Source organism: Alistipes sp. Marseille-P5061, assembly GCF_900290115.1.
Taxonomy (GTDB): domain Bacteria; phylum Bacteroidota; class Bacteroidia; order Bacteroidales; family Rikenellaceae; genus Alistipes; species Alistipes excrementigallinarum.
The window spans coordinates 506,539-529,011 of record NZ_LT985749.1 but is presented as its reverse complement, the minus strand read 5'-3'; the positions used below and the strand labels follow the sequence as shown (position 1 = coordinate 529,011).

Sequence of the window (22,473 nt, the reverse complement as noted above, 5' to 3'; positions counted from 1 at the left end):
GTTGCCCGGGCCGCACCGCGGTGCTCAGAGGTAGTCGGCGATGTCGATTCCTTCGGGGAGGAACTCCTCGACCGAGCGGCCGAACGAGAGCACCTCGCGCACGGTCGACGAGGCGATGTCGGCCACGGGGGCCGGCGTAAAGAGCATCACGGTCGTCAGCGCGGGGTAGATGCGGTGGTTGGTCGCCTCCATCGTCCGCTCGTACTCGAAGTCGGTCGTGTTGCGGACGCCGCGGATGATGGCGCAGGCACCCACCTGCTCGGCGAATTCGCCCGTCAGTCCGGTGTAGATGCGCGCCTCGACGCGGTCGTTGCCGCGGTAGATGTCGTCGATGAGGCGCTTGCGGTTCTCGACCTTGAGCAGCCCCTGCTTGGCCGTGTTGTTCCCGATGCCGATGACGATGCGGTCGAAGAGGTTGAGGGCCGTCTCGACCAGCGCCGCATGGCCGCGGGTGAAGGGGTCGAAGGACCCCGGGAAAATCGCTGTCCGTTCCATATTCCGCAAATATACACAACAATATGGAAAGCGCAATGCCCGCCGGCCCCCGTGGCCGACATCGCCTCGTCGACCGTGCGCGAGGTGCTCTCGTTCGGCCGCTCGGTCGAGGAGTTCCTCCCCGAAGGAATCGACATCGCCGACTACCTCNTGGGTGTGTTGTTGGGCAAGCACGAGTCTGCCTACGATTTCTTGTACGAGCAGAAGACGGCATACGAGTGCTAGTACGGTCGCGTGGTCTCGGCGATGTGTATAAGAGAAAGGAATTGCAACCCCGGAAGGAGGCTTCCGGGTGTCGGTCCCCGGGCGTGTCTCCGGGAAGGCCGGGCCGGTGTGGGGTGGCGTGCGGAGCGGGTGCCGCGTTCGGCCTCCGGCGTGGAAGAGGCGGCGCGGCGGGCAACCCGGGGCTTCGGCTGCCGCGGCAAGACGGCAGGGTCGGGCTTGGGCTTGGGGGTTCGGGCGGCAGTTCCTCAGCGCTCGATGCGGACCTGCTCGGTGTAGACAATCCGCGTGTGGGGGTTCGACGAGACAATCTCCTGCCGCAGCGCCTTCGTACCCCAGCGGATGAAGAGGAAGCGGCGGGGGATGCGGTGGACGACCTGCCGCAGCGTGTCGACGCTCTCGACGCGGCAGGCGACCGAGTCGTCGCGGAGCATCCCCTCGACCGTCACCCAGGCGTCGCGCCAGCGGAAGAGGCGCACGGTGTCGCGCACGACGAGCGTGTCGCGCAGGGCGACGCGCACCGTCTCGCGCAGCGGGGCGTGGAGCTCCAGCCGCGTTGCGGTGACGCTCTTCGAGGCGGCCTCGAGGCGGCGGATGCGGATGCCCATCTGGCGGATGCGCTCGGCATCGGCGGCGCGCAGCTCCTCGAATTCGGCGGCGCGCAGCCGCAGCACCTGGGCCGAGGCGGCCTCCTCGTCGAGCCGCGTGCGGTAGTGGCCCACCTGGCTCGCCAGGGCACTCTGATTCTGGGTCAGGCGGCGGATTTCGGCCCGCTGGCGGGGCCACAACAGGAGTACGAGCCCCGTCAGCACCAGGGCGTAGAGCAGCAGATAACGATTCATGGAGGGTTGGTTTTCCGCAAAGGTAGGGTCGCCGGCGCCGCTTCGGTTTCCACTTTTTTCAGAAAAAATGAAGGTGCCGTGCCAGGCGTACGGCGGCATGTGGCGGCCCGGGATGGGATGGTCCGGGATGGCCCGGGGCTGCGGAAATTTCCTCCCGGGCCGGGAAGATGTCCGCCCGGGACGGCGGGTGCAGATGTGCCGGCGGGTCGCCGGACTACATGGGATAGCGGGCCTCCATCGCCTCGGCGATGCGTTCGGACAGGAGCGTCATGAAGGGCTCTCCGTCGCAGTGGGCAAGCGAGGTCACGCCGCGCCAGTCGACGTAGAAGAGCTCGTCGAACATCGGCAGCATGCGGCGCGGCAGCGGCTCCTCTACCACCTCGAAGCCCGCCCTCCGGGCGGCATCGAGTGCCGTCTGCCGCTCGACGCTCTGCGGCGCGGGTGCCGTGACGAGCGTATGGCCGCGCAGGGCGAAGAGCGGCGCATCGTCGGCCGTGAGCGCCCGGTCGGCCTCGTCGCAGCGCACGGCCACCTGCGCACCGGCCGCCTGCGCCTGCTGACGGGCCAGCGCCGCGGCCGCCTCGCGGGCCGAGGTGGGCCCCTCGCCGAAGGGAAGCGCATAGCGCAGCGTCACGGCGTCGGGCGTGATGCTGCGGTGGGCGTAGCCGCGGTAGAGCGAGATGCCGCGGAACGAACAGTCGACCTCGCCGCTGTCGTCCACCGCCAGACGGACGAAGAGCGAGCGGTCGCACCCCGCGGGGGCGTTGCGCCGGGCCTCCTCGCAGAGCATCCGCCGGGCCTGCTCCTCGTCGAGCGGCACACTGAAGCCGAAGAGGCTCCGCGCCCAGCCGTCGAGCAGGGCCAGATGTTCCGCGAGGTTGCGGCAGAAGCCGTCGAGCAGGTGGATGGTCTGGTAGAGGTATACGTCGGTCACAGCAGGAAGATTTTGAGCAGCAGTTCGCGCAGCAGTTCGCCGTCCGGCGCGCCGCCCGTGTTGATGCCCTTGCTTTTGGCGTCGTATTCGCGCAGCAGCCCCAGGATGCGGAAGACCTTGCGGTTGTCCCACGCGGCGGAGAACTGCTTGATTTCGTTCACGGCGTAGACGTTGCTCTTGCGCAGCGTCCGCATCAGCTCCGCATCCGACGGGAAGGGCTGCCCGCGGCGTCGGCTGAGCCAGCGCAGGTAGTTGACCGTGAAGTAGTCACGGAACTGCCCGAAGAGTGCCATGACGGTCAGCAGCAGCGGGTGCTCCTTGGGGTTGCGGGCGAAGTTGTCGGCAATCATCAGCGCCCGGGCCATGTCGCGCGAGGCGACCGCCTTGCAGAGTTCGAAGTTGTTGAATTCCTTCGAGATGCCGATGTTGGCCTCGATGTCGGCGTCGGTGATGCGGCGCGTCCCCTCGGGCAGCGAGACCACCAGCTTGTGCAGCTCGTTGGCGATTTTCGTGATGTCGGTGCCCAGATGGTCGGTCAGCATCGAGAGCGCCTTGGGGTCGATGGCGAGCCCCCGTGCGGCGATGAACTGCTGGAGCCACGGCCCGATTTCGTAGTCGCGCGGGCGGACCGATTCGAGCACCGCACCGTTGGCCGCGCAGCTCTTGTAGAGGGCCGAGCGCTTGTCGACGCTCTTCTCCTTGTGGCAGATGACCAGAACGGTCGTCGGCGAGGGCTTCTGCGTGTAGAGCGCCAGCTTGTCGAGCCCGCGGAGCTGCTGCGCCTCGCGGACGATGACCACCTCGCAGGCCCCCATCATCGGCATCTGGCGGCAGAGCGTCACCACCTGCCCCGCATCGGTGTCGCGGCCGTAGACCGTAATCTGGTTGAACGAGCGCTGGGCCTCGTCGAGAATCGTCGTTGCGAGCTGCTCGCACAGCGCGTCGATGAAGTAGCTCTCCTCGCCCATGAGCAGGTATACGGGGGCGAAGCGGCGGGCGGCCACCTGGGCCGTCAGCCGTTCGAACTCGGTGGCCGAGTCGCGGAATTTGATAGCACCCTTGGCCATGTTCAGACAATTTCCTTGGTAATGCGCAGCACGTTCTCCGTCTCGCGCGTGAGGCGGTAGCGGTCGTCGATGCGGCGCCCCACCACCCAGACGATATCGTCGCCCGAGAGCAGCACGAACTGCCGCCCCTTCTCGGCCACTGAGACCTTGGCGTCCTTCAGGAAGTCGCTCAGCTTCTTGCGGCCGGTCATGCCGAAGGGGATGAACCAGTCGCCCTCACGCCAGCGGCGCAGCGTGAGCGGGAAGCGGAGCTTGTCGACGTCGACCTGGGCAATGTGCTCCGGCACGCCGAAGTTCTCGATGGTGTCGATGTCGCAGTATTCGAAGTAGAGCACCGAATTGCCGCAGTAGCTGCGCGGCGCCCCCCGCTCGACGGTGGTCATGCAGTCGTCGCCGGCCGGGATGGGCCCCACGACGATGTTGCCGCGGTCGGTGCAGGCGACATATTCGCGCGAGTAGAAGCGGCGCCCCGTCGTCCCGTGGTCCAGGGCGTGGCAGAGCGAGTCGATGACGTCGCCCTTGAAGCCGTAGGCCGAGCTGAGCAGCTCGTAGACCACGAAGTTGCGCGGGAAGGCCGGGTCGATGCGGTCGAGAAGAATCGTGTCGAGCCCGTCGGCCGAGGTGACCGCCACGGCGCGGATGCGCTCGATGCCGTGGTTGATGAAGAGCTGCGCGTCGGTCAGACGGGCGATGTTGCTCCGCATCAGGCTCGTGAACTTGGGGTTGATTTCCCGGATGCGGGGGATGAGCCCCAGCCGGATTTTGTTGCGCAGGTATTTGGTCGAGCGGTTCGACGAATCCTCGCGGAAGGGGATGTGCTCCGCTACGGCGAACTCGAGAATCTCCTTGCGCGAGGCGAAGAGCAGCGGGCGGATGACGCGGCCGATTTGGGTCGAGATGCCCGTCAGCCCGCGCAGCCCCGTACCGCGCAGCAGGTTGATGAAGAAGGTCTCAATCGAGTCGTCGGCATGGTGCGCCACGGCGATGGCCGGATAGTTGTACTGACGGCTCAGCTCGTCGAACCAGGCGTAGCGCAGGCGGCGGGCCGCCATCTCCATCGATTCGCCCGTACGCTCCATCTCGGCGGCCGTGTCGAAGCGGCGGTTGTAGCAGGGGACGCCGTAGCGGGCGGCCTGCCGGGCTACGAGCACCTCATCCTCGTCGCTTTCGGTGCCGCGCAGCTGGAAGTTGCAGTGGGCGACCCCCACCTCGTAGCCGCTGCGGATGAAGAGCGTGAGCATGACCATCGAATCCACGCCGCCCGAGACGGTCAGCAGCACGCGTCCGCCCGGGGGAAGCAGTTCGTTTACGGCGATGTAGCGTTGAAAGGAGTCCAGAAGATGTGCCATAGGCAAAAGGGTTCGGTTGCAGGTGTGTGGCGCGGAGCCTCGGCGCCGCGTCGGGATTCGGTAGTGGGGCGGGCCGCCGGGGCGGCCCCGCCCGGTGTCTTGCTCAGAGGATGTTCACCTCGGTGTCGATGGCCACGCCGAACTTCTCGTGGACCTTGGCCTGCACCTTGCGGGCGAAGGCGAGCACCTCGCCGCCCGTGGCGCCGCCCAGATTGACGAGCACCAGCGCCTGGCGGTCGTGCACGCCGACGCGCCCCTCGTGGTACCCCTTCAGCCCGGTGCGGTCGATGAGCCAGCCGGCCGCCAGCTTCACCTTCGTCGGGTCGGCGGCGGGGTAGAGCGGCATGTCGGGATAGCTCTCGCGCAGCCGTTCGGCCACGGGCTTCTCCACGACGGGGTTCTTGAAGAAGCTGCCGGCGTTGCCCGTCACGGCCGGGTCGGGGAGCTTCGAGCGGCGGATGGTGCAGACCGCCTCGCGGATGTGCTCGAGCGTGGGTCCGCCCAGCGCCTCGACCTCACGCTGCAGGTCGCCGTATTCGAGCCGCGGACGCGGCGTGCGGCTCAGGCGCAGCGTGATGGCCGTGATGATGACCTTGCCGCGCAGCGCATGCTTGAAGAGGCTCTCGCGGTAGCCGAAGCCGCAGTGCGCGGCATCCATCACCAGCATGTTGCCCGTCTCGACGCAGAACATCTCGACGCTCTCGAGCGCATCCTTCACCTCGCAGCCGTAGGCCCCGATGTTCTGCACCGGCGCGGCCCCCGCCTTGCCGGGAATGAGCGAGAGGTTCTCCAGGCCCCAGAGCCCCCGTTCGACGCTCCAGGCCACCAGCACGTCCCACTCGACGCCCGCCTCGACGCGCAGCCGGACCGTGCCGCCCTGCTCGCCGAGCGTCGTGATGCCCTCGCCCACAGGGCAGAAGAGCACCCCCTCGTAGTCACGCGTGAAGAGTATGTTGTTGCCGCCGCCGAGGACGTACCACTGACGCGGCGCGCCGGCGGAGAAGAGTTCGCGCAGCTCGTCCGGCGTCTCGAATTCAACCAGACGGGCAGCCGTTTGCGCGACGTGGAAACTGTTGCGGTCGCGCAGGTCGATATGCTCAAATTCTCGAATCATGATGTGCAAAGTTAGGAATTATTTTATAACTTTGATACACGGAACCCGATGACCGGTCCCCAAACACCGAAAACGAAAACCAAAACCCATAAACCCATGTTTACCTCCGAAGACCTGCTTCAAATACAGCAACACGGACTCACGACCGAGGCCGTGGAACAGCAACTCGAAAATTTCCGCCGGGGATTCCCCTTTCTGAAGGTCGTCCGCGCCGCCTCGCCCGGGGACGGCGTGCGCGTGCTCTCCCGTGAGGAGGCTCAGGCTGCGGCCGAACGCTACGACCGCGCGGCCGAAGGCCTCGGCGTGGTGAAGTTCGTGCCGGCGTCGGGCGCCGCGACGCGCATGTTCAAGGAGCTCTTCGAGTTCATCAACGAGGACAAGCGCGGCAAGGGCATCGACACGCTGCTCGACAACATCGAGAAGTTCGCCTTCTGGCCCGAACTGAAGGCCGTGCTGCCGGCCGGCGCCGACGACAAGACCATCGTCCGCTGCATCGTCGGCGAGGGGCTCGGCTACGGCTCGAAGCCCAAGGGGCTGGTCACCTTCCACGCCTATCCCGAAGGGGCGCGCAAGGCGGCCGAAGAGCATCTGGTCGAGGGGGCCGCATACGCCTCGTCGCACGGCGTGGCGCGCATCCACTTCACCGTCTCGCCCGAACACATGGAGGAGTTCAAGTCGCTGCTTGCGGCGCGGATTCCCGCCTACGAGAAGCGTTTCGGCATCCGCTACGACATCTCCTACTCGGTCCAGAAGCCCTCGACCGACACCATCGCCGTCAACCCCGACAACACCCCCTTCCGTCAGGAGGACGGCTCGCTGCTCTTCCGTCCGGCGGGCCACGGCGCGCTGATTGAGAACCTGAACGACATCGACGCCGACCTCATCTTCATCAAGAACATCGACAACGTGACCACCGACGCCCGCCGCGGCGACACGGTCCTTTATAAGAAAGTGCTGGCCGGCCTGCTGCTCGAACTGCAGCAGGAGACCTTCGCTCACCTGCGGGCGCTCGATGCCGGCACGGCCGACCTCACCGCCGTAGCCGGCTTCATCGAGCAGCGCCTCTGCGTGAAGTTGCCCGCCGAATACGATGCGGCGCTGCTGCGTGCGGTGCTCGACCGCCCCATCCGCCTTTGCGGCATGGTCCGCAACGAGGGCGAGCCGGGCGGCGGCCCCTTCTGGGTGGGCAACCCCGACGGCACGCAGTCGCTGCAGATTGCCGAGTCGAGCCAGATTTCGCCCGACGACATGCCGCTCATGAAGCAGGCCACGCACTTCAACCCCGTGGACCTGGTCTGCGGCGTGCGCAACGTCTCGGGCGGGAAGTTCGACCTGAGGCGCTACACCGACCCCTCGACGGGCTTCATCTCGTCGAAGTCGAGCGGCGGCCGTCCGCTGCGCGCCCAGGAGCTGCCGGGCCTCTGGAACGGAGCCATGGCGCGCTGGAACACCATCTTCGTCGACGTGCCCATCACCACCTTCTCGCCCGTGAAGGTGGTCCAGGACCTGCTGCGCCCCCAGCATCAGCAGTGACGGGACGGCGTGCGGCTGCCGGAGAGGTATCCCCGTAACGCTCCGGTGCTCCTCGTCTGCACCTTGTGCGGAGCTCCGCGCGAGGCCTCCCGGAAAATACCCGGGTAATATCTCGGACCGCATGAAGTTCGGGCGGCGGAAGTTGCTTCCGCCGCCTTTTTCGTCCCCTGCAGGCCGCTCCGTCTTGCGGTTCGACAGCTTCTGTGACCGAATTTTGTCGATTTGCAGACGATATTGTTCCTTTGGAGAATAAATTGTTACATTCGGATGCGGTTTGTGGAGAAACTTTTCTATATTTGTGTGCGCAAAATGAAAATCGACGATTAAACTGTATAACAAAATGGAAAACAAACTTCAACAATTGACCCAGAAACTCTACGACGAGGGGCTGGAGAAAGGTCGCGCCGAAGCGGAACGTCTGGTCGCCGAAGCCAAGACACAGGCTGCCGCCATCGTGGAAGAGGCCCGCAATCAGGCGGCCGGCATCGTCAAGCAGGCCGAGGCCAAGGCTGAGGATGTCGCCAAGAACACGCTCACCGAGATTTCGCTCGCCGGCAAGCAGGCCGTCTCGAAAATCAAGGCCGAGCTGAGCGGCGCGATTGTCGCCCGGAGCATCTCGAAAGGGGTGAAGCAGAGCGTAGCGGACCCCGCCTTCCTCAAGGAGATGCTGCTGGCCGTAGCCCGCAACTGGAACGGAGCCGACGCTGGCAAGGTGGAGCTCCGCGCCCTGCTGCCCGAGGCTCAGCGCAAGGAGTTCGATGCCGCCTTCGCCGCAAGCGTCAAGGAGCTGCTGGCCGCCGGCATCGAGGTGGGTTATTCGAAGGATGTGAAGAGCGGATTCAAGGTGGCGGCCAAGGACGGCGGCTACTACATCTCGTTCTCCGACGCGGATTTCGACGCGCTGCTGGGCGAGTACCTCCGCGACAAGGTGTCGGAACTTCTCTTTAAGGCCGAATAGTCATGTCCTCGCGGAACTATTACAGTCTGGTCGCCGGACTGCGCGAGTATGCGCTCGACGCCGACACCAAGGGCTTTGATGCGAAGGGCATCGTCGAGGAGATTCTCGACGGGGTCTGCGCGTCGGACGCCTCGGAGGTGCGTCTGCTCTACGGCTACTACGACTGCGAAAACATCCTCGCGCTGCGGGCGGGCCGCTCGGCCCACAACCCGCTGGGCAACCTCTCGCGCGAGGAGCTCGAGCAGGAGCTCAAGGCGCCGTCGCGTCTGCCGCAGGGCATCGCCCGCGTGGTGAAGGCCTACGCCGACCCCGAAGGCGAGGAGGCCGAGGAGGTCGATACGTCGCGCCGCTTCGAGACGACGCTCTTCGCCGCCTACTACTCCGCCTGCCGCCGCTCGCGGAGCCGCTTCCTGCGTGCCTGGTCCGAATTCGACCGCACGCTGCGCAACGTTATGGCCGCACTGGCCGCCCGCGCCGCCTCGCGCCCGGTCGAGGAGGTGGTCGTGGGGGGAGGCGACGTGGCCGAACAGCTGCAGCGCAGCTCGGCCGCCGATTTCGGCCTGCGGGGCGAACTTCCCTTCATCGACTCGGTCATCGCGGCGATGACCGACGAGGCCAACCTCATGGAGAAGGAGCGCAAAATCGACCTGGTCCGCTGGGAGGAGGCCTCCGAGCTGGCGACGTTCGACTATTTCAATATAAACGCCATACTCTCGTATCTGGTCCGCATCAACATCGTGGCCCGCTGGGCGCGGCTCGATGCGGCGCGCGGTCGCGAGATGTTCAACCGGCTGCTGGCCGAGCTGGACGGCAAGGAGTTGATAAATAAGTAAAAACAATCATACGATGAAAACTACAGGACGTGTAAACGGTATCATCTCCAATATCGTGATTGTCAAGGCCGACGGACCCGTGGGCCAGAACGAAATCTGTCACGTGTACGTCGGAGATACCAGAATGATGGCCGAGGTCATCAAGGTCGTGGGCGACAACGCCTATGTGCAGGTGTTCGACAGCACCCGCGGCCTCAAAATCGGCGACAAGGTCGAATTCGAAGGCCACATGCTCGAGGTGACGCTCGCCCCGGGCATGCTTTCGCGCAACTACGACGGTCTGCAGAACGACCTCGAGAAGATGGACGGTCTGTTCATCGCCCGCGGTTCGATTACCGACCCGGTCGACTTCGAGGCGCTGTGGGAGTTCAAGCCGCTGGCCAAGGCCGGCGACAAGGTCTCGGCCGCATCGTGGCTCGGCGAGGTGCAGGAGCAGTGGGTGGCCCACAAGATTATGGTCCCCTTCACGATGACCGAAACCTATACGGTCAAGAGCGTGGCGGCTCCCGGCAAGTACAAGGTGACCGACACGGTGGCCGTGGTGACCGATGCCGAAGGGCATGACCACGACATCACGATGGTCCAGAAGTGGCCCGTCAAGCAGGCAATCCGCTGCTATACGGAGAAGCCGCGCCCCTCGCGCGTGATGGAGACGGGCGTGCGCGCCATCGACACCTTCAACCCCATGGCCGAGGGCGGTACGGGCTTCATCCCGGGCCCGTTCGGCGCCGGCAAGACGGTGCTTCAGCACGCCATTTCGAAGCAGGCCGAGGCCGACATCATCATCATGGTGGCGTGCGGCGAGCGTGCCAACGAGGTGGTCGAGATTTTCAAGGAGTTCCCCGAGCTGGTCGACCCCCGTACGGGCCACAAGCTCATGGAGCGCACCATCATCATCTGCAATACGTCGAACATGCCCGTCGCCGCGCGTGAGGCGTCGGTCTATACGGGTATGACCATCGGCGAGTACTACCGCTCGATGGGTCTCAAGGTGCTGGTCATGGCCGACTCGACGTCGCGCTGGGCCCAGGCGCTGCGTGAGATGTCGAACCGTCTGGAGGAGCTTCCCGGTCAGGACGCCTTCCCGATGGACCTCTCGGCCATCATCTCCAACTTCTATGCACGTGCCGGTCTGGTGAAGCTCTACAACGGCCAGACGGGTTCGGTAACCTTCCTCGGTACGGTGTCGCCTGCCGGCGGTAACCTCAAGGAGCCGGTGACCGAGTCGACCAAGAAGGCGGCGCGCTGCTTCTACGCCCTCTCGCAGGGCCGCGCCGACTCGAAGCGCTACCCGGCCATCGACCCGCTGGACTCCTACTCGAAGTATCTGGAGTATCCCGAAATCCGCGAGTACCTCGACGAGCACATCGGCAAGAACTGGGTCGACATGGTCTATGCCGGCAAGACGATTGTCCAGCGCGGCAAGGAGGCCAACGACCAAATCAACATCCTGGGTGACGACGGCGTGCCCGTGGAGTACCACGAGCGCTTCTGGAAGTCGGAGCTGCTCGACTTCGTCATCCTGCAGCAGGACGCCTTCGACGACATCGACGCCAACTGCCCCATCGAACGTCAGAAGATGATGTACGAGATGGTGCTTGACATCTGCCGTAAGGACTTCGGCTTCGCCGATTTCGAGCAGTGCTCGCAGTTCTTCAAGGGACTCATCAACCTCTTCCGCCAGATGAACTACTCGGAGTGGAAGTCGGAGAAGTTCGAGAACTACCGCAAGCAAATCGTGGAGTATGTGAGTGAACAATCCAAATAAAGCGGAAGAATATGACAACACGTGCATTTCAGAAGATATATACCAAAATCGACAACATCACCAAGGCCACGGTGACGCTCAAGGCGTCGGGCGTCGGCAACGACGAGCTGGCCACCGTCGGCGGCAAGCTGGCTCAGGTGGTGAAAATCATGGGTGAGAACGTCACCCTGCAGGTGTTCGCCGGCACGGAGGGCATCGCCACCGACTCGGAGGTGATTTTCCACGGCGAGCCCCCGAAGCTCCGCGTCTCGGACAACCTCGCCGGCCGCTTCTTCAATGCCTACGGCGAACCGCTCGAGGGCGGCGAGCAGCTGGAGGGCGAGGCGCGCGAAATCGGCGGCCCGACGGTCAACCCCTTCAAGCGTATCCAGCCTTCGGAGCTCATCGCCACGGGTATCGCTGGCATCGACCTGAACAACACCATCGTGACGGGTCAGAAGATTCCCTTCTTCGCCGACCCCGACCAGCCCTACAACGCCGTGATGGCCAACGTGGCGCTGCGTGCCAAGGCCGACAAGATTATCCTGGGCGGCATGGGTCTTACCAACGACGACTTCCTCTACTTCAAGGCGGTCTTCGAGAACGCCGGTGCGCTTGACCGCATCGTTTCGTTCGTCAACACGACCGAGAACCCGCCCGTCGAGCGACTGCTCGTGCCCGACATGGCGCTGACGGCCGCCGAATACTTCGCCGTGGACAAGGGCGAGAAGGTGCTGGTGCTGCTCACCGACATGACGCTCTACGCCGACGCGCTGGCCATCGTCTCGAACCGTATGGACCAGATTCCCTCGAAGGACTCGATGCCCGGTTCGCTCTATTCGGACCTGGCGAAAATCTACGAGAAGGCCGTGCAGCTGCCCAACGGCGGTTCGATTACGATTATCGCCGTGACGACCCTCTCGGGCGGCGACATCACCCACGCCGTGCCCGACAACACGGGTTACATCACCGAGGGTCAGCTCTTCCTGCGCAACGACTCCGATACGGGCAAGGTCATCGTCGACCCGTTCCGTTCGCTGTCGCGACTCAAGCAGCTGGTTATCGGCAAGAAGACGCGTGAGGACCACCCCCAGGTGATGAACGCCTGCGTGCGCCTCTACGCCGATGCGGCCAACGCCAAGACGAAGCTCGAGAACGGTTTCGACCTCTCGGACTACGACGAGCGTACGCTGCGCTTCGCCCACGACTACTCCGAGAAGCTGCTGGCCATCGACGTGAACATCAGCATCACCGAGATGCTCGATACGGCCTGGACGCTCTTCGCCAAGTACTTCTCGCGTGAGGAGGTGGCCATCAAGGAGGAGCTCATCAAGAAATACTGGAAAGCATAAGCTACGGAGCAATGGCAATCAAGTTTCAATACAACAAGACTTCGCTCGGCGAACTCGGCAAGCAGCTGAAGATGCGGCAGAAGGCGCTCCCTACCATCAAGAGCAAGGAGTCGGCCCTGCGCTCCGAGGTCAAGAAGGCGAAGGACTCCGCCGGCGACTACCAGCGGCAGTTGGAGGCGCTCAAGCAGCGCTACGACTACATGGTGTCGCTGTGGGGAGAGTTCGATACGGACTTGTTGCGCATTGCGGACATCGAACTTTCGGTTCAGAAGATTGCGGGCGTCCGTACGCCGCAGCTCTCCGAGGTGAAGTTCGAACAGAAGCCCTACGACCTCTTCTCCTCGCCGGTGTGGTATGCCGACGGAGTGGAGATTCTCAAGAGCCTGGCACGTCTGGGCATCGAGTACGAGGTCTACAACCGCAAGATGGAGCTTCTGGATTTCGCACGTCGCAAAACCACTCAGAAGGTGAACTTGTACGAAAAGGTGCAGATACCGGGGTACGAGGACGCCATACGTAAAATCAAACGCTTCATGGAGGATGAGGAGAACCTCTCGAAATCCGCCCAGAAGATTGTGAAGACCAAACAGCAGCAGGCCGGGGAGGGCTCGATGTTATGATAGCGAAAATGTCGAAATACGACTTTGTGCTCTATGCGGCACAGAGCGAGGACTTTATCGAACGGCTGCGTGAACTGGGTCTGGTCGACATCACCACGACGGGCTGGGAGCCCTCGGAGGAGGACCGCCAGTTGCTGCTCGACATCGAAGGCCACGCCAAGGCGGCCGACTTCCTGCGGACGTTCCGCGAGGAGAAGGAGCGCTTCAAGGCCGACGCCGAACCCTTCTCCACGGGCGAGGAGGCCTACCGCCACTATGCGGCCGCCTCGAAGCAGGCTGCGGCGCTCAATGCCGAAATCGCCCGCCTCGAGAAGAGCGCCGACGAGCTGCGCCCCTGGGGCGAGTTCTCGGTCGAGAGCCTGCGCCGCCTCTCGGAGCAGGGCATCGTGCTGCGTTACTTCTCGGCACCCGCCTCGGCCTACGACAAGTATGCCGCCGAGTGGGCCGAAGAGTATACGCTCGAGCTCATCCACCGCGGTGAGTCGACGGCCTACTTTGTAGTGGTCGCCGCTCCGGGCCAGGAGGTGAACCTCGACGCTCAGGAGATGAAGGCCCCGACGATGGACATCCGCGAGGCGGAGCGCCGCATCGCCGAGACGCGGGCACGGCTTGAGGCCCTCGACGCCGAATTCTCGCGCGTCGCCGCCTCGGAGCAGCTGCTCGCCGAGCATGCCGCGTCGCTCAAGGAGCGTCTGCAGTCGCTCCGCGTGACGGAGACGGCCCGTCAGGAGGCCGACGGCACGCTGCTCGTTCTGGAGGGATGGGCCGAAAAGGCAACCTCCGAGCGGGTGGACGCCCTGCTGGAGCAGTATCCCAACGTGGTCTACATCAAGTCGGACCCCACGCCCGAGGACAACACCCCCGTGCAGCTGCGCAACGGTTGGTTCGCCCGCATCTTCGAGATGGTGGGCGACATGTACGCCCGTCCGAAGTACGGCACCATCGACCTGACGCCCTACTTCGCCCCCTTCTACATGCTCTTCTTCGGCATCTGCCTCAACGACGCCGGCTACGGCCTGGTGCTGCTGGCCATGGGCCTCTGGATGCTTCACAAGAACCGCAAGCCGGGCATGATGCGCCGCGCCGCATGGTTCGCCACGATGTGCGCCATCGCCACGGTGCTCTTCGGCGGCTTCTGCGGGTCGTTCTTCGGCGTAAGCATGCAGAGCTGGGTGCCGACGGGTGCCGACGGTGAACCGCTGTTCCGCTTCTACGACTTCCAGAACAACTTCTTCTCCGTGGCACTGGCCATCGGCATGGTGCAGATTCTTTTCGGCATGCTCATCAGCATCGTCACCACGACGCGCACCTTCGGCATCAGCCACGCGCTCGGCTCGCTGGGATGGTTCCTCATCCTGCTGGGCGGTTCGGTAGCCGGAGGTCTTCCGATGCTCAACGAGGCGTGGGTCATTCCGGGCTTCACCACCTCGTCGCCGGCCTTCTACGCCGTGCTCGGCATCGGTGTGTTCCTCATGCTCTTCCTCAATTCGCCGGGCCGCAACCCGCTGCTGAACCTCGGAGCAGGTGTCTGGAACTTCTACAACAACGTGACGGGTCTCCTGAGCGACGTGCTGTCGTACATCCGCCTCTTCGCCATCGGCCTCTCGGGCGGTGTGCTGGCGCTGGTCTTCAACTCGCTGGCCGAGGGCTTCGTGCCCGACGATGCAGGCATTGTGGGCCGGATTCTCATCATGCTGCCGATTCTGCTCATCGGTCACGGCATCAACCTCTTCATGTCCACCATCTCGTCGTTCGTCCACCCGATGCGTCTGACGTTTGTGGAGTTTTACAAGAATGCAGGCTTCGAAATGGGCCCCCGCTCGTTCGACCCGCTGCGCAAAATGGATAAGTAAAAAACAACAATAACAACAAAACTCATTCTAAAACTATGGAAACAACAGCTTTGGTATTGGCCTACGTCGGTGTGGCCTTGATGGTAGGTCTGGCAGGTATCGGTTCTGCCATCGGTACTTCGATTTGCGGCCAGGCGGCGGTCGGAGCCATGAAAAAGAACAACTCGGCTTTCGGTAGCTACATGATTCTTTCGGCGCTTCCCGGTTCGCAGGGCCTTTACGGATTCGTCTGCTTCTTCATGGTACAGGGCTTCCTTTCGAGCCCCTCGATGGTTCAGGCCTGCGCCGTTCTGGGTGCCGGTATTCTGGTCGGCATCGTGAACTTCGCCGCTGCCATCTATCAGGGCAAGGTCTGCGCCAACGGTATTGCAGCCGTGGGTAACGGTCACGACGTGATGGGTAAGACGCTGATTCTGGCCGCCTTCCCGGAGCTCTACGCCATTCTGACGGTGGCTGCCACCTTCCTGATTGCCAACATCGTACGCTAATCGCACGACGCGGCCTGACGGCCGGAACCCGCTTGGGGTTCCGGCCGTTTTTTTTGTGCCGCTGTTGCCGCCGTTTTTTGTGCCCGTCGCTGCGCCGCTGTCCATTGCTCATTTTGCTTCCGTCGGTTTCACCCCTTTTACTACCGGTGTCCCCGGTTCCTTGAGCTCGTCATTCCTGGTCCTTTTTGCCGGCGTTTTCGGTTCCTTGAGCTCGCTGTTTTCGGTTCCTTTTGTCAACGTTCTCGACCCCTTGAGCTCGCCGTTCCCAGTCCCTTGTGCCGGCGTTTTCCGGCCCTGTCTCCCGTCTGCCGCTTCTTGACCCAGCCGTTCGTCGGCTTTTGTTCCTGCCTCCTGACTCTCTTGACCTCTGTTCGCCGCTGCACTGTCCATTCTTAGGATTCCCGCCTCAGCGTCGCCTGTCTCCCTTGGTTTGGGGCCCGCCGCATCCATCTCCTCCGACCATCTCCTCCGCCCATCCCTTCCGCTCATCCCCTTCGCTCATCCCCTTCGTCCATCTCCTTTGCCCATCCCTCTTGCCCATCCTCTCCGTCCATCCTCTCCGTCCATCTCCTTTGTCCATCCCCTTTGCCCATCCTCCCCGTCCATCTCCTCCGCCCCCCCCTCACCATGCTATTCGTTGCCTTGCACTGGTTGAGCCGGCAGCATGGAGGTGTTAGTCCATATTGGTCGAGAGTCTGTGTGGGGGGCGGGGCAGTTGAGGACGGGGTGCACTGCCGGGAAACGGGCAGGACGCCGATGCCGAAGTCGGCCGGTTGGAGGAGCTAGGTGAGGGGAGAAAAGTGGAGGAGAGAAAAGTGGAGGAGAAAGGTGAGGAAAGGAGAGGAAAAGGAGGAAGAAAGGTGAAGGGGGAGGTGAGAAAGAAAGGTCGGGGAGAAAGGTGAGGAAAAAGTGAGGGGAAGAGAAAGGTGAGCCGGCATTCGCTCTCCTCCGCCGGGAGCGTAAGGAGGGGCTAATCGCCCGGATAATATACCGCGGGGAGTGGGGCCTGCGCGTGGTCAACGGAGACAAAAAAGAGAGGAGCGGCAATCCGTGAAGGATTGTCGCTCCTCTTTGATTCGTTGAACGCGGCGTTGCGCCTCATTTGTAATAGTCAAGACTTGTTCTGACATTTTCTATACTATCGGACAAAAAAAGTGTCTGCGGGTGAGCATGCGGCTCGGGGACATTGTCTGACCTGAATTAGTCAAGACTTAATCTGACAGTTACGCATAAAAAGAGTAGATTTGTAACATAAAAGCAGATTAAGCGACAAAGTAGGCCTTACCCTTGTCAGGGTTACCGATGGCATTCTTGTCAATTGATATCTTGATGCAACCCTTGACATCCTTGCCGCCATCGTGGGCAAGCTGGCTTCCCTCGACATAGAAGTCGGTGGGACCGTTCCACTCGCCCTCATCGGCGATGAGGCTGTAGGTCTTGGCGTTCATGTCGATGTTGTACTTGGTCTCCTGACCGTCGCAGGTCAGCGTAACGATGCCGTCGGAGATGGTGTAGGTACCCTCCTTCGTGCCAATCTTGCCGCCGCCGAAGCCGTCGAGTACCAGCTCGTCACCCGAGCCGCTTGCAGGCTTATAGCTGCCGGCCTCCTTGCCCTTCTCGATGAGGTTCGTCGTGCTGCCGTCATAGGTGTACTGGAGCAGCTTCTCGCCCTCCTTCATAACGAAGCCCGTTGCCGAAGCGTCGCCGAGCGATTCTCCGTTGGTGAACTCCATGTCAACCTTGGTGAGCTGGTAGCCCTCGCGCTCGAAGAGGTAGTATGCGGTGCCCGTCGACGTCTTGACCTCGAGCAGGTACTTGCTGCCGCCTGCGTTGCCGGCCGAGATGAAGCTCGAAAGGTCGTTCTTGCTCATGATGTAGAAGCGGACGTTGTCCGGCATATCCTCGAGCAGGTTGCTTACCCATGCGACGGTCATCTCATCGTCGTAACGGCCCGACAGACCGTAGAACTCGCACGATGCTGCGTCGTATGCGAACTGCTTGGTCGACTCGTCGTAGCTAATCATGCCCTGGAAGTCGAACTTGTTTGCGTCGGTGGTTTTCACCGAGAATGCGGTGTTCGACTTAATCTCGGCCTCGAGTGTCGTGGCGTCGTAGCGCTCCAGCTTGCCGAGCTGGGTCGTGTTGATGAAGAAGCCCTTGTAGTTGCCGACCAGTGCCTTGCCTACGAAGTCGTTCTTCTCGCTCGATTTGATGGTCATGGTGAGGGGCTCGGCCGGCATGACGAGCGTCCAGTAGCTGTTGAAGTCCCAGCCGTTGTCCTCGAAAATCGTCTGGTCTTCGTAGTGGGTGCCGGTGCGCTTGCCGACGATGGTTACCGAGTAGTTGTAGCCCAGGTCGACCTCATAGGTGAACTGTACGACCTGATTGTAGAAACCGCGGTACATCTTGTTGCCGTCCTCGTCGAGCACGGGGTCGCCGTTGTCGTCCTTTACCAGGGCGTTGAGCATGTTGATGTAGGCGTGATCGTCGCCTTCAAGCGTGATGTCGTTGTACTCGGTAGCGGTGGTAACGTCCAGAGATACGTCGTGAGCCGGCATCGTGAACTTGAAGGTGTACTGCTTGTAGTCGGGCTGCAGCTTCACGTCGCCCTCCTGCTTGCAGAACTCGCCCAGCTCCGAACCGTAGGCTATGCTGGTGATACCGAGCGAAAGGTCCGTGACGTTGACGTAGAAGGTAATCTCGGTTCCCGAAACGGCCGACTGGGGAACGTTCACGAAGTTGAAGGTGTCGGAGTTGTCGTAGTAAATCGAATACTCGGTCGGGGCCATTTCACGCACCTCGATGTTGAGCGTCACGTCGCTGGCCGGCATCGTGAAGGTGTAGTTGAAGGTGTTGGTCTCGGCATCCGAGGAGACGAACGTGCAGGGCTCCTCGTTATAGTGGACCGTAACGATTTCCATGCCTTCGGCCGGAACAATGCTCAGGGGAACTTCGTCGCCGGCTTTGGCCGATTCAGCCACGGTGACCTGATAGTTTTCGGACGTCGGAACCGTGATGGCGAAGCTTGGTGCCGCACCTTAGGTGTTGTCCTCCGAGCATCCTGCTGCGCCTGCGAGCAGGGCGCCCATCAGCAGAAACTTGAGAAATGGGTTTTTCATAAAAGGTACTTAAGGGGGTTAAACAATTGCGGAGGATTAAATGGCCCCTCGTTCGGCCATTATCGTTGGGTTACTCTATGCTGGTTGGTTTATAAAACGAAACCCGCTCCTGCGAAACGGGGGAGGGGGCGTCGGCTCTCTCCGGGGCGGTATACGCCTGACCGACCCGGTCTTCAAACAACACGGCCGCAATAATATTACGAAATTTTTTTCAAAACGGCAATCCCGAATTTTATCTTTTTTGACTGAAAACTTTTTTTCTCAATACAGTGCGTGTCGATGGACGCTTTTGTGTATGTTGACCGATTTCGGATATTGGCGCAGGCGGAGTGTAAGGAACGGTTGCCCTGATTTTGAATAACTTTCGAATAGCTTTCGAATTCGACCGTGTCGGAACTCCCGGCCGGTGCGGGAGCGGTGCAGACAAAGCGGGCGGGAATCCGTATGTGCCGGATTCCCGCCCGTTGCCGAACCCCGTGGTCCCTGGCGCAGAGCCGCTTTGCCGTCGGGGTGTATGGTTATAAATAAGGTATGCGCTCAGTGTCTGCGGTGCGGACGGCGTCCGTGTGAAGCCGGAGCCTGGTGCTCGTCCGAAGGCGACGGCCCGCCCGGAGCGGCCTTCGGTGCCGCATCGGGCAGCACCAGCTCGAAGTCGAGCTGACGCTTGCGCAGGTCGGCGCTCTTGACGCGGATGCGCACGGCGTCGCCCAGCGTGAAGCGGCGGCCCGTCGAGCGCCCCACAATCTCGTAGCGCTGCTCGTCGAAGGCGTAGTAGTCGCCCGGGATGTCGCGCAGGAAGGACATACCCTCGATGTGCGTCTCGTCCAGTTCGACATAGACGCCCCACTCGGTCAGCCCCGAGATGTGTCCGTCGAACTCCTGCCCGATGCGCTCCTTCATGAACTCCACCATCTTGTACTTGATGGAGGCTCGTTCGGCCTCGGCGGCTATCACCTCGCGCTCCGAGGCATGCACGCAGAGCTTCTCGAGCGTCTCCTTGTCGGCCGAGCGGCCCCCTTCGAGGTAGCGGGCCAGCAGCCGGTGGACCATCATGTCGGGATAGCGGCGGATGGGCGAGGTGAAGTGCGTGTAGTAGGGGAAGGCGAGGCCGTAGTGGCCGATGTTGTCGGTCGAGTAGTAGGCCTTGGCCATCGAGCGGACGGCCATCGTCGTCACGGCGTTCTCCTCGGTCGTGCCCTTGATTTGGGCGAAGAGCTTGTTGAGCTCCTTGGCTACGGCGCGCCCCTTGGTCGCCTTGAAGATGTGGCCGAAGCGGAGGATGAACTGGCGGAAGCGGTCGAGCTTCTCCTCGCTCGGCGTGTCGTGGACGCGGTAGACCATCGTACGCTCGACATGGCGCCCCTTTTCGGTCTTGCGGCGGCCGCAGAACTCGGCCACGCGGCGGTTGGCCAGCAGCATGAACTCCTCAATCATCTGGTTCGACTCCTTCTGCTCCTTGATGTAGACCCCCAGCGGCTTGCCCGACTCGTCGAGGCGGAACTTCACCTCCTCGCGGTCGAACGAGATGGCGCCGTGCTTGAAGCGTTCGCGGCGCAGCGCCTGGGCCAGCCGGTTGAGCGTCAGAATCTCCTCGGCATAGTCGCCCTTGCCGGTCTCGATGACCTCCTGCGCCTCGGCGTAGGTGAAGCGGCGGTCCGAATAGATGACCGTGCGGCCGAACCACTCGTCGAGCAGCTCGAGGTTCTCGTTGATGGTGAAGACGGCCGAGAAGCAGAGGCTCGCCTCGTGGGGCCGCAGCGAGCAGAGCTCGTTCGAGAGGCGCTCGGGAAGCATCGGAACGGTGCGGTCGACCAGATAGACCGACGTGCCGCGCTCCTCGGCCTCGGTGTCAATCGTGTCGTGGGGATGGACGTAGTGCGTCACGTCGGCGATGTGGACGCCCACCTCCCATACGCCGTCGCTGATGCGGCGGATTGAGAGCGCGTCGTCGAAGTCCTTGGCGTCGGCCGGGTCTACGGTGAAGGTGGTCACGCGGCGGAAGTCGCGTCGGCGGTCAATCTCCTGCTGCGTGATGCGGCCGTCGATGGCCTGGGCCGCCTCCTCGATTTCGGGCTCGAAGCGGTAGGGGAGGTCGTATTCGGCCAGGATGGCGTGCATCTCCGTGTCGTTGTTGCCCGCAAGGCCCAGCACGTCGACCAGCTCGCCCACGGGGCTCTTGCTGCCGAGTGCCCACTCGGCGATGCGGACCACCACCTTCTCGCCGTCCTTGACCTGGGGATACTTCTTCTTGGGCAGGAAGATGTCCATGGGCATCTTGCGCGAGTCGGGCTTGACGAAAATCTGGTGGGCCCCCACCTCCGCAACGCCGACATAGGGCTTGCGGCTCCGCTCGACGATGCGCGTCACCTCGCCCTCCATCTTGCCGTCGCGCGACTTGTGGAGGACGGCCACCTCCACGCGGTCGCCGTCCAGGGCGTTGGCCGCATGGCGCTGGTTGACGAAGATATCCTCCTCGAGCCCCTCGACGCGGATGTAGAGCGAGCCGCTCGAGGTCATGTCGGCGATGCCTTCGTAGTGGGGCAGGTGGGAGTTCGTCAGGCGGTACTTGCCGCGCGAGCACTCCTCGACGATGCCCTGGTCGAAGAGCCGCTCGAGGATGTCGAACGTCTCGCGGCACCCCTCCTTCGAGGCGCCTCCCGAGACCGAAGCCAGGTGCTTGAGCGTGAACTTATTGTTGGGAAACTCCCGGAAGAGGCCCAGAATGACGGCCTCGCGGTCTTGCTTTCCGCCACCCTTGGCGGAGCGGGTTTTCGTCTTTCGTGTCATCAGTTTTCGAATATTTGCAGGGCGAGACGTTTCATGAAGTCGATGCCCGCGGGAATCGCCCGTTCGTCGGGGCAGAAGGTGCCCGTATGGGGACGTCCCGCATCGGGACCGACGCCCAGCCGGTAGAAAATCGCCGGATACTTCGTGCAGTAGAAGCCGAAGTCCTCGGCCGTGGTGCGCAGCGGGAGCATCTCGACCCGGAAGTCGGGCTTGGCCGCCAGCACGGCCAGCCGCGTGAGCACCTCGTCGTTGACCACGCAGGGGTAGCCGCGGTTGATGTCGACCCCGGTGCTCACGCCGTGGCGGGCATCGATGTCGGCGGCGATGTTGCGCAGCCGCTGCTGGATGATGGTGCGCTCGCGCTCGTCGAAGGTGCGCAGCGTCCCCTCCATGTAGACCTTGTCGGGGACGATGTTGGTGGCGCCGTCGGCCTCGACGCGGCCAATCGACAGCACGCACTCCTCGCTGTTGAGCGCCAGCAGCCGCGTCACCAGCTCGGCGGCCGCCGCCACGGGGTCCTTGAGCTGCTGCCGCATGGCGCCGTGGCCGCCCGTGCCGTGGAGCGTGAAGCGCAGCTCGTCGCTGGCGGCCATGTACTTCCCGGCGCGGAAGCCGAGCGTGCCGACCGGCATGCGCGCCTCGACGTGTTCGCCGATGAAGGCGCGCACGTCATACCCCTCGAAGGGGTTCTCGGCCAGCACGAGCGATGCGCCGCCCGGGTTGCACTCCTCGCCGGGCTGGAAGAGCCCGAAGAGGGTACCTTCGAAGTCGGGCGCGGCGGCTAGCTGCTGCAGCACGCCGAAGAGTACGGCGGCGTGCACGTCGTGGCCGCAGGCGTGCATCACGCCGGGGTGCTGCGAACGCCACGCCACGTCGCACTGCTCGTCGATGGGCAGTGCATCGATATCGGCGCGCAGCACGACGGCGCGCCGCAGGTTGCCGTGCCCCTCGATGCGGGCCAGAACGCCCGTACGGGCGATGGGCCGGTGCTCGATGCCCAGCTTCGTGAGCTCCTCGGAGATGAAGCGGGCGGTCTGGCGCTCTTCGAACGAGAGTTCGGGTTGCGCATGCAGGTGACGGCGAAATTCGACGGGGGTCATGTCTCTGTTGTTGAAATCGGCTTGAAATACAAAATGTTTGTGCGCTGCGGAGCCTCTCCG

General features: G+C 63.0%; 17 protein-coding genes. 8 read left to right on the top strand and 9 right to left on the bottom strand.

The window, feature by feature from the left end:
• Nucleotides 1-24: 24 nt before the first annotated feature.
• From coaD to murB, 6 genes are all read right to left on the bottom strand, one after another.
• Nucleotides 25-495 carry a pantetheine-phosphate adenylyltransferase gene (gene coaD, locus C8267_RS06055; RefSeq protein ID WP_087362273.1) on the bottom strand — a complete coding sequence of 157 codons (471 nt, stop codon included), beginning with the start codon at nucleotides 493-495 and terminating at the stop codon, nucleotides 25-27.
• 470 nt (nucleotides 496-965) lie between these two features.
• Nucleotides 966-1,559, bottom strand: coding sequence for a DUF6549 family protein (locus C8267_RS06045; RefSeq protein WP_106634024.1), 594 nt, complete (start codon nucleotides 1,557-1,559; stop codon nucleotides 966-968).
• Between the two features lie 214 nt (nucleotides 1,560-1,773).
• Nucleotides 1,774-2,493: an aminotransferase class IV gene (locus C8267_RS06040; RefSeq protein ID WP_106634023.1), complete on the bottom strand. Its 720-nt coding sequence runs from the start codon at nucleotides 2,491-2,493 to the stop codon at nucleotides 1,774-1,776.
• Nucleotides 2,490-3,560, bottom strand: a complete 1,071-nt coding sequence (holA, locus tag C8267_RS06035) for a DNA polymerase III subunit delta (RefSeq protein WP_106634022.1) — start codon at nucleotides 3,558-3,560, stop codon at nucleotides 2,490-2,492. Before holA ends, C8267_RS06040 begins: the two co-directional genes overlap by 4 nt.
• A gap of 2 nt (nucleotides 3,561-3,562) precedes the next feature.
• Complete coding sequence (gene tilS, locus C8267_RS06030; protein ID WP_106634021.1) at nucleotides 3,563-4,909, bottom strand: tRNA lysidine(34) synthetase TilS; 1,347 nt, start codon at nucleotides 4,907-4,909, stop codon at nucleotides 3,563-3,565.
• Between the two features lie 103 nt (nucleotides 4,910-5,012).
• Nucleotides 5,013-6,023, bottom strand: coding sequence for a UDP-N-acetylmuramate dehydrogenase (gene murB, locus C8267_RS06025; protein WP_199792083.1), 1,011 nt, complete (start codon nucleotides 6,021-6,023; stop codon nucleotides 5,013-5,015).
• A 96-nt stretch (nucleotides 6,024-6,119) separates the two neighbouring features.
• Here murB and C8267_RS06020 point away from each other — a divergent pair, with 96 nt between their 5' ends.
• The 8 genes from C8267_RS06020 (at nucleotide 6,120) to C8267_RS05985 (ending at nucleotide 15,407) form a co-directional block, all read left to right on the top strand.
• On the top strand, nucleotides 6,120-7,556 hold the full coding sequence (locus C8267_RS06020; protein ID WP_087362267.1) for a DUF4301 family protein: 1,437 nt from the start codon (nucleotides 6,120-6,122) through the stop codon (nucleotides 7,554-7,556).
• Between the two features lie 340 nt (nucleotides 7,557-7,896).
• Nucleotides 7,897-8,514 (top strand): hypothetical protein, encoded by a 618-nt coding sequence (locus tag C8267_RS06015; protein ID WP_106634019.1) that lies wholly within the window; start codon nucleotides 7,897-7,899, stop codon nucleotides 8,512-8,514.
• A 2-nt stretch (nucleotides 8,515-8,516) separates the two neighbouring features.
• Nucleotides 8,517-9,347 carry a DUF2764 family protein gene (locus C8267_RS06010; RefSeq protein WP_106634018.1) on the top strand — a complete coding sequence of 277 codons (831 nt, stop codon included), beginning with the start codon at nucleotides 8,517-8,519 and terminating at the stop codon, nucleotides 9,345-9,347.
• A 13-nt stretch (nucleotides 9,348-9,360) separates the two neighbouring features.
• Nucleotides 9,361-11,115 (top strand): V-type ATP synthase subunit A, encoded by a 1,755-nt coding sequence (locus C8267_RS06005; RefSeq protein ID WP_106634017.1) that lies wholly within the window; start codon nucleotides 9,361-9,363, stop codon nucleotides 11,113-11,115.
• Between the two features lie 11 nt (nucleotides 11,116-11,126).
• Nucleotides 11,127-12,446: a V-type ATP synthase subunit B gene (locus C8267_RS06000; RefSeq protein WP_087362263.1), complete on the top strand. Its 1,320-nt coding sequence runs from the start codon at nucleotides 11,127-11,129 to the stop codon at nucleotides 12,444-12,446.
• An 11-nt stretch (nucleotides 12,447-12,457) separates the two neighbouring features.
• Entirely contained in the window at nucleotides 12,458-13,066 is a 609-nt protein-coding gene (locus C8267_RS05995) for a V-type ATP synthase subunit D (protein WP_106634016.1), read from the top strand.
• Nucleotides 13,063-14,919, top strand: a complete 1,857-nt coding sequence (locus C8267_RS05990) for a V-type ATP synthase subunit I (RefSeq protein WP_234025707.1) — start codon at nucleotides 13,063-13,065, stop codon at nucleotides 14,917-14,919. Before C8267_RS05995 ends, C8267_RS05990 begins: the two co-directional genes overlap by 4 nt.
• 35 nt (nucleotides 14,920-14,954) lie before the next feature.
• On the top strand, nucleotides 14,955-15,407 hold the full coding sequence (locus tag C8267_RS05985; RefSeq protein WP_087362260.1) for an ATPase: 453 nt from the start codon (nucleotides 14,955-14,957) through the stop codon (nucleotides 15,405-15,407).
• A 1,262-nt stretch (nucleotides 15,408-16,669) separates the two neighbouring features.
• Here the strand turns inward: C8267_RS05985 and C8267_RS05975 are convergent.
• From C8267_RS05975 to C8267_RS05965, 3 genes are all read right to left on the bottom strand, one after another.
• Nucleotides 16,670-18,388 (bottom strand): hypothetical protein, encoded by a 1,719-nt coding sequence (locus C8267_RS05975; RefSeq protein WP_106634014.1) that lies wholly within the window; start codon nucleotides 18,386-18,388, stop codon nucleotides 16,670-16,672.
• Between the two features lie 675 nt (nucleotides 18,389-19,063).
• A complete protein-coding gene (gene rnr, locus C8267_RS05970; protein WP_106634013.1) occupies nucleotides 19,064-21,313 on the bottom strand; it encodes a ribonuclease R in 2,250 nt (749 codons plus the stop codon).
• Nucleotides 21,313-22,413: a M20 metallopeptidase family protein gene (locus C8267_RS05965; protein WP_106634012.1), complete on the bottom strand. Its 1,101-nt coding sequence runs from the start codon at nucleotides 22,411-22,413 to the stop codon at nucleotides 21,313-21,315. Before C8267_RS05965 ends, rnr begins: the two co-directional genes overlap by 1 nt.
• Nucleotides 22,414-22,473: the final 60 nt, after the last annotated feature.